7 protein-coding genes are annotated in these 12,521 nt (G+C 35.0%); 4 read left to right on the forward strand and 3 right to left on the reverse strand.

The annotated features are described in order from the left end of the window. The first annotated feature begins 48 nt into the window (after positions 1-48). Positions 49-4,278, forward strand: a complete 4,230-nt coding sequence (locus tag UABHE_RS32250; RefSeq protein WP_372367572.1) for a protein kinase — start codon at positions 49-51, stop codon at positions 4,276-4,278. A 48-nt stretch (positions 4,279-4,326) separates the two neighbouring features. Here UABHE_RS32250 and UABHE_RS32255 read toward each other — a convergent pair whose 3' ends face one another. From UABHE_RS32255 to UABHE_RS32265, 3 genes are read right to left on the reverse strand one after another with little or no spacing between them, the layout of a single operon-like run. Further along, complete coding sequence (locus UABHE_RS32255) at positions 4,327-5,268, reverse strand: secretin N-terminal domain-containing protein (protein WP_372367573.1); 942 nt, start codon at positions 5,266-5,268, stop codon at positions 4,327-4,329. A 2-nt stretch (positions 5,269-5,270) separates the two neighbouring features. Further along, positions 5,271-6,605 (reverse strand): hypothetical protein, encoded by a 1,335-nt coding sequence (locus UABHE_RS32260; RefSeq protein ID WP_372367574.1) that lies wholly within the window; start codon positions 6,603-6,605, stop codon positions 5,271-5,273. A gap of 12 nt (positions 6,606-6,617) precedes the next feature. Further along, positions 6,618-7,163, reverse strand: coding sequence for an RNA polymerase sigma factor (locus UABHE_RS32265; protein WP_372367576.1), 546 nt, complete (start codon positions 7,161-7,163; stop codon positions 6,618-6,620). Positions 7,164-7,402: 239 nt separating this feature from the next. Here UABHE_RS32265 and UABHE_RS32270 point away from each other — a divergent pair, with 239 nt between their 5' ends. The 3 genes from UABHE_RS32270 to lysS all read left to right on the forward strand — a co-directional run bounded on the left by UABHE_RS32270 (position 7,403) and on the right by lysS (position 12,521). After that, a complete protein-coding gene (locus UABHE_RS32270; RefSeq protein ID WP_372367577.1) occupies positions 7,403-8,260 on the forward strand; it encodes a DUF547 domain-containing protein in 858 nt (285 codons plus the stop codon). Between the two features lie 249 nt (positions 8,261-8,509). Further along, positions 8,510-10,723, forward strand: a complete 2,214-nt coding sequence (locus UABHE_RS32275) for a tetratricopeptide repeat protein (RefSeq protein WP_372367578.1) — start codon at positions 8,510-8,512, stop codon at positions 10,721-10,723. A gap of 271 nt (positions 10,724-10,994) precedes the next feature. Then, positions 10,995-12,521 carry a lysine--tRNA ligase gene (lysS, locus tag UABHE_RS32280; protein WP_372367580.1) on the forward strand — a complete coding sequence of 509 codons (1,527 nt, stop codon included), beginning with the start codon at positions 10,995-10,997 and terminating at the stop codon, positions 12,519-12,521.

Genomic DNA, 12,521 nt, shown 5'->3' on the forward strand with positions numbered 1-12,521 from the left:
ATAGAATTTGATCGTTCTTATATAATATTTCTGTATAGTAGGTGACTTATGATAGCGCAACATGAAAAAAATATTTTGCAGTTTTTAATTAATAAAAATGTCTTAACTTCAGTTCAAGTTACTGAAATAGTGAGAAATATTTCTACGCTCAGACAAGCGCAACGTTCTGTAAATCTATTAGCATTTTTGCAGCAGCAAAATTATATATCTGCTGATGTTGCATATAAATTACAGCAAATGATTTCTCAATCTGTAGACGTTTCGTCAACGCAAGTGCCGCAAGCAAATGCGGAACAAACGATGATGGCTCCACCAACACAAGTACCACAAGCAAATGTAGAACAAACGATGATGGCTCCACCAACACAAGTGCCACAAGTAAATGTAGAACAAACGATGATGGCTCCACCAACACAAGTGCCACAAGCAAATGTAGAACAAACGATGATGGCTCCACCAACGCAAGTGCCACAAGCAAATGTAGAACAAACGATGATGGCTCCACCAACACAAGTGCCACAAGCAAATGTAGAACAAACGATGATGGCTCCACCAACACAAGTGCCACAAGCAAATGTAGAACAAACGATGATGGCTCCACCAACACAAGTGCCACAAGCAAATGTAGAGCAAACGATGATGACTCCACCAACGCAAATAAGAGAAAATTTTTCCCATCATGTCTCAAAAGAGATCACTTCTTACGTTGAAGAAACGGCGTATCCCCAATCTCCAGCAGGATCAAACCATCAGATAGGTAATAGTCAATTAGGAAATGCTAAAAGTACAACTGAGTCGTTTCGCATTTCTCAATTTAGCGATTCTGCTCTCAGTCAAAGTGATGACAAAATGTTTAGTCACTATCGCATAGAGAGAGAACTTGGTCGCGGAGGTATGGGCTTAGTTCTTTTGGCTTACGATACTAAACTAGATAGACGTGTTGCCCTTAAAGTTATTATTAATGAAGAAAATATCTCTGAGGAGCAAATACGTCGTTTTGCTTTAGAAGCAAGAGCAACAGCAAAGTTAAAGCATCCTAATATTGTGGAAGTGTATGAAGCGGGAAATCGTCCCAAAAACTACTTTACCATGGAGTATATAAAGGGAAAACCATTCTCCGGCCTCATTCAAAAGGGAAGCTTAAAGGCTAAAGATATTGCTGTTATTATGAAAAAAAGTGCTGATGCTATTTACTATGCTTACAAAGAGCATAAGATTATTCATCGTGATATCAAACCGTCTAATATTATGATGGACAACAAAGAACCGAAGATTATGGATTTTGGATTAGCGAAAGAAATGGATCGCGATGAGCAATTGTCGCAAGATGGCGGTGGGATGATGGGAACACTTGGTTATATGCCACCAGAGCAAGTAGATAATGATAATGTTGGACATCATAGTGATGTTTATGCTCTTGGTGCAACTCTTTACAATGCTCTTACTGGTCGCGCGCCATTTCAAGGTGAATCTTACTATATGGTGTTGCGGCAAATCCACAATGATGACCCTATTCCTCCAGGTCAACTGACTCCAGGAGTACCAAAAGAGCTTGAAGCTATTTGCTTGAAATGCTTGCAAAAAAAACCACAAAACCGTTATAAAAACGCTAAGGCATTCGCAGATGATTTAGGAAACTTTTTATATAATCGTCCTGTTATCGCCAAGCCGCCGAGTCTCGTTACTAAAAGCTTGAAGTGGGTGAAGCGCAATAAAACTAAAACGTCTATTGTGTCTATTGTTGCTTTGTTTCTCACAGTGTTTTTTGTGCTTATTGCTATGAACAATACAAATTTAACTAAGGCAAATAGCCGTTTGGCGGAAGCTAAAAAAAATATAGAGCAACAAATAGATAAGGTGCGCAAAGAACGCGCAAATGCGATAGATCAATTAGCTGAAGCGATTAAATCGAAAAAAAGTTCTTTACTCAAACAATATCAATTAACAATTATGGCTGGGCAATTTACAGCAGAGACTAGAAAAATAGATGCAACTAAAAAATACTTAAGAGATTTTACTTTTGAAGAAGAGAGCTTTCAAAGCTTTTTGAAAACGGCGATAGATGATTCTAATCATGAACAAATTTTGAAAAAGATCATAAGTGATAAAGAACTATATAGTATTGTAAAAAACAAAAAATTTGATGAAAGAATTCAGTATCGAGGTTGGGAATGGTTGTGGCTTAAATCTTTGTCAAACAAAGATTATGGACAATTCAAGCACACCAATAGCATAACAGCATTTGTACATGATAAACAAGGGGCACAGGTTGTTTGTGGTGATTCTAGGGGACGTATATTTAGTATTAGTTTACCGGTTAATTCGGATTCTTCGATTACTATGTGGAATAGGGCTCATAACAAAGGGGAAATTACGCAACTTGCAATTAGTCCAGATAGAAAGTATTTGATCTCAGGTTGCACCGACCGCCAATTATTTTTATGGAATCTCAAAGAGCGCCGCGCGATAAATAAATATTTAAACCAAACAATAAAAGGATCCTCTAAACCTGTTAAAGTATCTTCGTGTATTTTTATGAAAGACAGCAAACATTTTGTTGTTGGTTATGAAAAAAGAAATAAGGATACACGCTTTACAATGTTTAATCACGCAAATAAAGAGGTTGTTCCCCGGTTTGCCAATGCTATTATTTTTAGTGTGAAAAATGCAAAGCCTCGTAAAAAACTTTTTCTCTACACCAATAAAAAAAATGGGGATGGTTATGACCAGAGTGTTACTGCTTTGGATGTTTCTTCTGATGGTAAAAAAATAGCTATTGCTCGAAATAACGCAAATATATTTGTTGTTGTTGTCGATGTGAAATCTGGAAAAGAACATTATCTTAAAGGAGATAGCCCTGCCACTGATGTTGCTTTTTCAACCAATGGACGTTATTTAGTGGCAACTAATGAAAAAGGCTTGATTTCTATCTTTAATGCTAAAACCTTAAAACAATTAAATAAAATTAAAACAAATACAGCAGAAGTTGTGCATTGTGCAATCCATCCTCAGAGCAAGATACTTGCAACTGCTGGAAAAGAACACCAAATTGTTCTATGGAATATGAGAGATTTTAGTAAAATAACGACGTTTAAAATTAATAAGGAAAAAATCAAAGAAATTGCTTTTGATTCTACAGGAGAAAAGATTTTATTTAGTTCAAAAGACGATACATTAACCTCTGTTGATTTAGTTTCATTTACTAATCCTGTTAAAATAAGTGATCACAATAATTTTCGTTATGTTCATTTTCATCCACAGCGCAATGACCTTGTGTTTTCAAGTTATGGACATGAAAAGATTTTTTTGATGCAAAACCTGACTGAGTCTTTAACACATCGACCAAGTATTTTGGCTATGGGCTTTTCGGATTTCAATAATAATGGAAGTAAGCTAGCTCTGGCAGTTACTGATCCTGTTGGTAGTATTGGTTTTGTCGATTTTCGTAATCCGAAATCTTTTATTGGTATTTTGAATAAGGTTACTTCTGTTGTGTTTCGTCATGAAAAAGTTGTTCGTCTCGAAAAAGAAGGATACAAAATGATTAGTTGTGATTTTCATCCAACACAACAAAGAATATTAGTTGGGCAAGGATTTAATTCGAAAACAAAACCCAACAATAATGCCTCAAATCCTGATGTTATTTATAAAAAGAAATACAATTTAGACGACAAATATCGCCTACTCTTACATTTGTACTCTTTAAAAAATAAATCTCCCGAAAAAAAGTGGAGTGCTTACTTTAAAGACGAAATCGATAAATGTTATTTCTCTCCCGATGGAAAACAAATATTAGTAGTCGAAGACAAAAAACTGCATACTAAATTTATAAGTACTATTCAAGGCAATATTTTCAGTTCAAAGGATTTTGAACATTATACTCACAGAAAAAAATCCGAATCGCGAGATGAAATAGAGATACTACATGCATGTTTTAGCCCTGACAGTAACTACATTGCTGTTGCAACTTTGGGAGGTACCTATAATCTCGTTATTTTAGATGCGAAAAGTCTACAACAAATAGCAATACTCGAGGATCATACTGATAATGTGAATTGTTGCGCTTTTTCTCCTGATGGTAAGAGACTTGTCTCGTGTGGTGGTGACAAAACAGTTCGTATTTGGAATGTGGAGAAAATAAAGCAAGGAGAAGTGCGCAGCTCCTTATTAACCTTAAAAAAACATACAGCCGAAGTTGCTTATTGTGCTTTTAGTGGTGACGGCAAAAATATTGCGTCTTGCGGTTTAAATGAATTGTTGGTTTGGAAAACAAAATAAAATGAGCTTCATTATAGGAGCTCATTTTATTTGTAACTCAAATAAAGGTTACTTCGCGGACAGTAACAATGTAAATTTAATCATTTTGCCTTTAGCAAGAGTGCGAAAAGCGGAAAAATCCCAAATTACTTTATCTTTTTTGTTATCTTCTTTACTTATCTTGACTTCGATTTCAGAGTAGTCTTGTCTCAATGCTTCCAATTCAATTTGAATTTTTTTGCTTACGCTGTTTTGCATATGATGATTTAACCACAATCTCGAATGAGAACCATTACCGTTAGCTAGAATATTGTCATTTTCATCTTTGACAACAACTGATATATTCTTGCTTAATTTAATGGAGAGATAATGACTATTGCCATCAGTTAACTTTACGGAAATAGTCTTGTTTTCTATAGCAAATTTCTGGTCTATTATATCGACATTTTTTTTGCGGTCCATTCTCGAAACAACTTCGTACACTCTTTTTACGTTGGGCGCATAGTCTGTTACTAAAAGTGCGTTAGAGCCTTCTATGCCAGCAAGATTGCCACCTTGTGGGTTTATAATTCTAAGCGCACGTAGAGTTGTTTGCACTTCGCGAGATGAAATGTACTTCAAGTCAATTACCATCGTAATAAATCTATCTGTACGAGCGACAGCATCTAGCTCTTCTTTATTATAAATCAAAGGAGTCGATGTCCATGGTCCCTGTATCGATCTTTTGATTTTTAATACTTCGCTGTTCCCTTCTCCTACTTTTTCTATGAAATAACCGTTAAACTCTAAGTACGAGTGCAATATACTAAGAAGTTCTTCACTTGATTCAGCTTTTATATTGGCAATGTGAAGTTTTTTAGAGCTTACTGATAGATCGTAAATTAGAGTTTTACCTGTCTTTTTTGCAACATGATCGATAAACGTTCTTAAATTAACTTCGGATGTTTTAATATCATTTTGTGCGCATAGCACAATCATTATAATTGTAATAAATGTATAAACTCTGAACATAATTACTTCCTTTCGGTATTTAGTATATAATTAACTCTCTCGTATGCAATTTCTTGCAAGCGGTAATTATTACTTTTTTCCATAATTTTTTTGTAGATTTCTAAAGCACGAGGAAAATCTCGTAATTGTTGTTCGTATATTTTTGCTTGCCAGTATTTTGCAAATTTAGATATTTCTTCTTGTTCTGTGTTCTGAGATACTTCCTCTAAATAAGAGGCTAAGGTAGTTGCGTTGTGATTCTTCGGAAAAGGTTTACGTATTTTCTGTAGAGGCATTTCTTGGTTTTTTAAATACAATTTAAATGCACGACTTGCCAAGGGTGAATCTGGGTATTGTGTGATTATAGTTTTTAATCCGTAATACTCTTGCTGTTCTTTAGCACGAACATATAGAGTAAGAGGATAATAATTGTCGCGTTCATGGTGTTGCATCCAATTAATTCGTAGTTTTATTTTCTCATCGTTGAGCATACTTTTTTGCAAGTATTTTTTGTAACGTTCATAAGCTGCTAAAAATTGTAGTTGTTTAAAATCATGGTCTGCTAATCCTTTGCACGCCTGCCATGAATAACTTCCATATGAGTCTTCTTTTTCTAGTTCCTTGAGTATACGAAAATAAGAAGTGCTACCCATTTCGTGACATTGTGCTAAATTCCACATGTATTTTCCGCGTTCACTCGGGTCTAAAAAAGTGTCTGCGAGGATTTCATTGTAGACTTTTTGTGCTTTGTCATATTGCTTGTTTCTGTATAAATTTTTTGCAAGAGATATACGAATAGGAGCTGCTAAAAACCCTTCGGAATATTTTTTTAAAAAACTTTGTTGAGCGCTTATTATCTTGTTTTTACTTGATGTATAAAAAATCTCTTCGAGTATGTGTAAATCATCTATTTGTTGTTGTAGTTTGGTGCTTTGAACAAGTTTTTTTTCCATTGTTTGTATAAGCTTTAATTGACCTTGAGACAAAGAATCTCGGTATTTCTGATTTTGAGCGAGTATCATCAATATTTCATTGATATTAGTTTTTTTTACGACAAGGTTGTTACTTTTTGGTAAATATAGTTTTCCTAAAACAAAGCCAAGAACAAAAGAAAATAGTAAAACAGCTGCGATAGGTAAAAGGCGCATAAAAATTACGCGGCTACTTTTAGTGCTTTTCACTTGCCAACTTTTTTCTGAGCTTTGCGAAACGATGTTTAATACCTGTTGTAATTCGACTAGTTCTTGGGCACAAACTTCGCAACTCTCTATATGATTTTCCCAAACAATCTTTTGTTCATTAGGCATTTCATGATAAAGATAGCTTGCCATTTCTTGTTGTACTGCCAAACATTCCATGAACGTACCTTTCTACTCCATTAATCCTTGTTCTTTGAATTGGTTTTTGAGTTTTTTTAACGTCTGAAACAGTGTTGCTTTTACCGTACCTTCAGCACAACCCGTTTCTACTGCGATATCACGAATAGACATTTTTTGAAAGTGTTTTAAATATAAAATTTGTTTTTGCTTGGGAGGTAAACTATCAATAATAGAATGCAAGATATCTATTTGTTCCTTCTCTATCAGTACGTCTTTTTGCGATGATAAGCTTTGTAGTAAGTAATAATGTCGAGGTAAATTTTTGAGCTTAACTCGCTTTTTACGTAGATGATCTATGGATAAATTTTTTGCAATACGCAAAACCCAAGCATGAAAGTTTTTTCCATGCCACTGTTCAATTTTCTCTAACATAATGACAAACGTTTCTTGTATAATGTCTTCTGTATCATCTTGTGAACGTGTTATAGCAAATACAATCCTGTACATAATAGGACGGTAGTGCTCCATTATTTCGGGAAAAACTTCCATATTTCCTTTTTGTAAAGATGAGGCTAAGTTTTCAATTTTCTCTGACATTCTGACCTTTCCAACCTTTGCAGTTTAAACCTAGGAGATCTAGTCGATTATTGACCAACAGGTTTTTGGTGCTTTATCAAGTTGCATTTGTTTAAAAGACGGTAGTGGTAATAAAAAGGTTTAGTTGTCTAACAAAAGCAGTGATAAAAAGGTTTTGTGTTTTCTGAAGTACTGCATTTACGTATAGAGACGCTGACAATAACTAAAATGTTTAGTCTAAAAATTTTGCGAGGTGAACAATGAAAAAAACAAGCGTAATTATTTTAATTACTGTTGCTGTATTAATAATTGTAGGTTGTTCTCTTATAAGAACATTGTTTTACCCACCAGTAGTTGTTGCCGGGGAGATTTATCAAGACAAAGGGAAAACGTTATCTTTTTTAAAATGGAATGAAGATTTACAAAAGTATGTAAAGAGTGGTTTTGTTTCTTATGCTAAATGGAAAAATGATGAGACAAGTCTTGACCACACTATTGATTTTTTTAAAACAATGCAAGTAGATAAAGTTGCTCGCGATCATTTGCTTGCAGCATATATTAATGCTTATAACGCTTTTACTGTAAAACTTATTCTCGAATACTATCCCAATATTACTAGTATTAACGATATACCTAAAGCAAAACGTTGGGATGCTATTCGTTGGCAAGTGGGTAAAGAAACATTTAGTTTAAATCAATTAGAGCACGATATTTTGCGCAAAAATTTCATAGAGCCGCGTATTCATTTTGGAATTGTTTGTGCAAGTATTGGTTGTCCTCATTTGTATAACAAAGCATATGATGGTGACATTATTGAGGAGCAGTTAACAGCTGTAGCTAAAGATTTTTTTAGTCGCGAAGAAAATTTAAAAGTAGATGGTAGTGTTGTGTACGTAAGTTCTATACTGGACTGGTTTCGAGGTGATTTTGTTCGCGAAGAACTAGCAACAAAATTAAAGTGGTTTGGTGAGGATTATCAAAAGGCTTCCGAAAATATACGTTTACTTATGTTTATTTGTCGGTTTGCTCCAGAAAATATTAAAAATAAGATTAGCGAAAATTATAGTAAATGGTCGATTAAGTATGCAACATACGATTGGAATCTTAACGGCAAATAAAATATTTGATAGATGTGCAAAGTAAAAAACTTTTGTCACAATGTTTATCAATTGCTACAATAAGGAAGTGCTTGGGCGCATTAACATTTAGTTTTCATGTAATGTGGTCCTGAAAAAAGCGTAAAAAAACGTAAAGGCATCTCCAGACCATAATGTAGGATGTATTATTAGTTAGCTGTTTTACACTTGTTGATTAATAACTTCATCTCTAAACAATGATATCATATTCTATTTTTGTGTGGGTGTATTATGAGTTCAAAAAGTGGCTTAGATATAGTTGGACTTCCCAACCTGTTTCAAAGTATATCAAATGACATGAACACTGGTACTTTGAAAGTCCAAAGCGATTTAGGTGAGAAGTATGTGTATTTTCGTAAAGGTGATATTCAACAGGTTTCTTCCCCACAAAAGCCTTCTATCTTAGCAGAAGGATTGAAGAGGCATCCAGGATTAGATGAAGAATCCTACCAAGAAATGTGTGCACAACAAAAATCGACAGGAAAGTCTATGGCTTCATTGCTTTTAGAAGAAGCAGATGAAGGAAAACAGCTTGTTATAGAAGTTTGCCAATTCCAAATACTGGAAGAAATTTGCGAGCTTTTCACATGGGAAGATTGCCATTGCGAGTTTGAGGAAGGAGATCCTCAAGCGATGCTCTTTGACATGGAAATTTTAGATATTGATATGGCAATGAACACCGGCATGGTACTTCTTGAAGCAGCAAGACGTTATGATGAATGGAAAATTATTTTAGAGATTATTTCGTCAAAAGCCGATATTCCTGAAATGAAAGAAGAAGTTAAAGAAGAGCCTGAAGAAGATGAAACAGCTGTTTTGAACTTAATTGATGGTTTTCGCGATGTAGAAGAAATTTTAGACCAAGTTCGCTTAAGTCCTTTTGTAGCAATGAAAGCAATTGCAAATTTATTGCAACAAGGAAATATATCTTTTCGTAGTGGCCCTGATTTGGCACGTATGGCGAAACTCGATATTTTTCGCGAGAATAAATATAAAGCAATTAAACTATATGAACGCGCTGAAGAATTAGGTGAAAAAAGTGCTGAAATTACTTTGTGGCTTGCTCGCTCTTATGAAGCAATGGGAATGAAAGATAAAGCTGCGAGACAATATTTAGAATTAGGTTACCATTACCTCGATTCAAAAGTGTATCATAAGGCCGCAAATTCTTTTGAAATGGTTACTCATTTAACTCCTGATAACTTTGATGCCCAGGAAAGATTAATCACTATTCTACCTAAAATGAGTCGTTTGGAAAATTATAGTGAAACAACTACTAACTATTCTAGATGGCTAGCTCTGCGCGGTGACAGAAGACGTGCTATTGTACTTTTACGTGAATCAATAGAACGTGTTCCTGACAATTTAAGTGGTTTAGATCTTTTGGGAAACCTTTATAGGGAAGAAGGAGAGCGTCAAAATGCTATCGATACATATCGCTCTTTAGCCGATAAAGTGAGCGATTCTGAAAATCGCGAAGCATCGATTGGCGCCTATGAAAAAATAATTTCAATGGACCAAGATAATTTAGAAGCGCGTAAAGAAGTTGCTGAAATATATCACGAAGTAGGGAAAACTCAAGAAGCAATGGATTACTATCTCGCTATAGGTCGCAAAATAACTAAAGAAAGCAATATCGATAAAAAGTTGGTAACTTTACTTGTTGGTATAAGCCAAAAGATTATAAATATAGATTCTAGTAATTTAGTAGCAAGAGAGTGGCTAGCAAAAGCTTATATAAAAGAGAATAAGAACGACTTAGCTATTCAAAACCTCGAAGAATTACTCTCTAAAGCAAATGACAATACAGAACTCAACTTAGTTATTGAAGCTTTAAAAGACCTAACGACATTAAAACCTTTGGATTTTGAAAATAGACTGCGTTTAGCTGAGTCTTACCTGAAAGTAAAGCGCGAAAGAGAAGCGGTTCAAGAATTATTTAATCTTGGTACAACGGCTGCTAATAACAGTGATATAAATCAGGCATTAAAAGCATTTGATCGCCTTTTATCTTATGAGCCATCTAACTACGCTACGCGTTTAAAAAAGGCCGAAATACTTGAAAAAGAAAAAGATTTTCTACAAGCAATGAACGAGCTTATGTTAACAGGTTATTTGAGTATGGGAGCAGATAAATTGTGGCAAGCAGTAAAAGCTTTCCGCAAAGTTTTATCTTTAGATCGCAATTCTAATATAATTTGTTATTACGAGTTAGGTAAAGTGTACGAAAAACTCGATAAACAAAAAGAAGCTATTGCGGCATACAAGAAACACGTACAAAAGAATGTGAAAAGAAGTAATTTTGGCGATGCTCTAGTTTCTTGTGATTGCATTCTTCGTTTAGATCCAGATCATCAATGGGCAAAAGTAGCACAAGATAAGTTAAATAACATAATGCCAAGTATCAATGAACTATTTAAAAACAGTGTGAGTAGTAGCGCGTAGAAAGATTAACAAAGTCATTTTGTTTCCTACAAAAAAAACGCAAGCGAGGTCATCATACAAAGATGACACGCTTTAGCAAAACTCGCAGCTCGCAGCCATTTTTTACAAAAAAACATAAATTTTCTCTCATAGAGAGGAAGTTTGTAAGCAAGCAAGGTGGGCATCGCGTAAAGACAATATGCTTTTGCGTAGCTAAGCGCATGCTATAACCTTATGATAACGACTACGATACTATAATTTGAAAAATGAAAAAACCAAGAAAGGAACAAAAGTGGAAACACCGTTTAATGAGGAGTTACTAGAAAAAAGGCAAGCACTCTTAGACATGGGGATAACTCCTTATCCGTACGAATTTAAGACATCTCATAAACTAAGCGAAGTTCGCGAAAAACAAGAAGAATTAATGGAACAAGATGTTTCTGTTGCTGGAAGAATTACTGCTTTGCGTCGCCAAGGTAAAAAAGTATTTTTTATGGACATCGAAGATTTTGATAGTCGCATACAACTTTATATGAAACAACAAATTCTCGGAGATGAGAATTGGCAAGCTCTTTTACAACTCAATATGGGTGACTGGTTGGGTGTAACTGGGAAAGTTTTTGTAACCAAAATGGGCGAACTTAGTATCAATGGAAAAGAAATGTCGGTGTTGTCGAAAGCTGTAGTTCCTGTTCCTATATCGAAATCAAAAGGTGAAGAATCTTATTATCAGCTTTCTGATGCGGAAACTTTATATCGTCAACCTTATATTCGCTGGATTACAGATAAAAAATCGCGCGAGACAATGGTGACAAGATCGCGTATTATTTCTACAATACGTAGTTTTATGGAAGATCGCGAATTTTTAGAGGTAACTACTCCTACTATTGAAATGTTGTACGGTGGTGCTGCTGCAAAGCCTTTCGAGACTAATATTCAGGCTCTTTCAAATCAAGATGCATACTTGCGCATATCTCCAGAATTACCACTTAAAAAATTTATTGCTGGTGGTTTTCCTAAAGTTTTTACTATTTGTCAAAACTTTCGCAATGAAGGGATTGATCGCTCTCACAATCCAGAATTCACAATGATGGAGTGGTACGAAGCTCTTACTGATTACAACTATCAAATGGACCAATTTGAAACGCTTGTTTCTACTGTTGTAAAGAAAGTCACAGGGGATACAAAAATCACGTACCAAGGTACAGAGCTTGAGTTTGCTCCACCATGGGATCGCTTAACAATGATCGGTGCGATTAAAAAATTCGCAAATATAGATGTGGAAGAAATGAGTGACGAAGAGTTGCGAGAAAAAGTAAAAGAGATTGACAAAGATGAGAAAATGAAGAAAGACTTTTCTTGGGGGCATGGTGTTAATTTTTTATTTGAAGAACTGTGTGAAGACAAGATTATTCAGCCTACGTTTATTATGGATCATCCACTAGATATTTCTCCGCTAACTAAAGCAAAGCGTGGTAATCCTAAACTAGTAGAGCGTTTTGAACCACTAGTTGTTGGTATGGAAATAGGTAATGCTTATTCGGAATTAACAGATCCAGTAGAGCAGTACGAGAGATTTACAAATCAACGAAAATTTGACGAGCTTAGTATGGACCAAGAAGGCACAGTTCACCATCCTATTGATATGGATTTTATAAATGCAATATCGATGGGAATGCCGCCGACAGGTGGTGTTGGTCTAGGAATAGATCGTTTAGTTATTTTGTTGACTGATCAACCATCTATTCGCGATGTAATTGCTTTTCCGATGATGCGTCGCGTTACAACCGAAACAGAAGAAGATAAAAGCGAGGAATAA

Origin of the sequence: Candidatus Uabimicrobium helgolandensis, assembly GCF_041508025.1 — a bacterium.
In the GTDB taxonomy this organism is placed as follows: Bacteria; Planctomycetota; Uabimicrobiia; order Uabimicrobiales; family Uabimicrobiaceae; genus Uabimicrobium; species Uabimicrobium helgolandensis.

Excerpts from the sequence above, each read along its gene's own strand:
- UABHE_RS32260 (WP_372367574.1), bottom strand. The coding sequence starts at position 6,605 with ATGGAATGTTTGGCAGTACAACAAGAAATGGCAAGCTATCTTTATCAT.
- UABHE_RS32265 (WP_372367576.1), bottom strand. The coding sequence starts at position 7,163 with ATGTCAGAGAAAATTGAAAACTTAGCCTCATCTTTACAAAAAGGAAAT.
- UABHE_RS32275 (WP_372367578.1), top strand. The coding sequence starts at position 8,510 with ATGAGTTCAAAAAGTGGCTTAGATATAGTTGGACTTCCCAACCTGTTT.
- UABHE_RS32255 (WP_372367573.1), bottom strand. The coding sequence starts at position 5,268 with ATGTTCAGAGTTTATACATTTATTACAATTATAATGATTGTGCTATGC.
- UABHE_RS32270 (WP_372367577.1), top strand. The coding sequence starts at position 7,403 with ATGAAAAAAACAAGCGTAATTATTTTAATTACTGTTGCTGTATTAATA.
- UABHE_RS32250 (WP_372367572.1), top strand. The coding sequence starts at position 49 with ATGATAGCGCAACATGAAAAAAATATTTTGCAGTTTTTAATTAATAAA.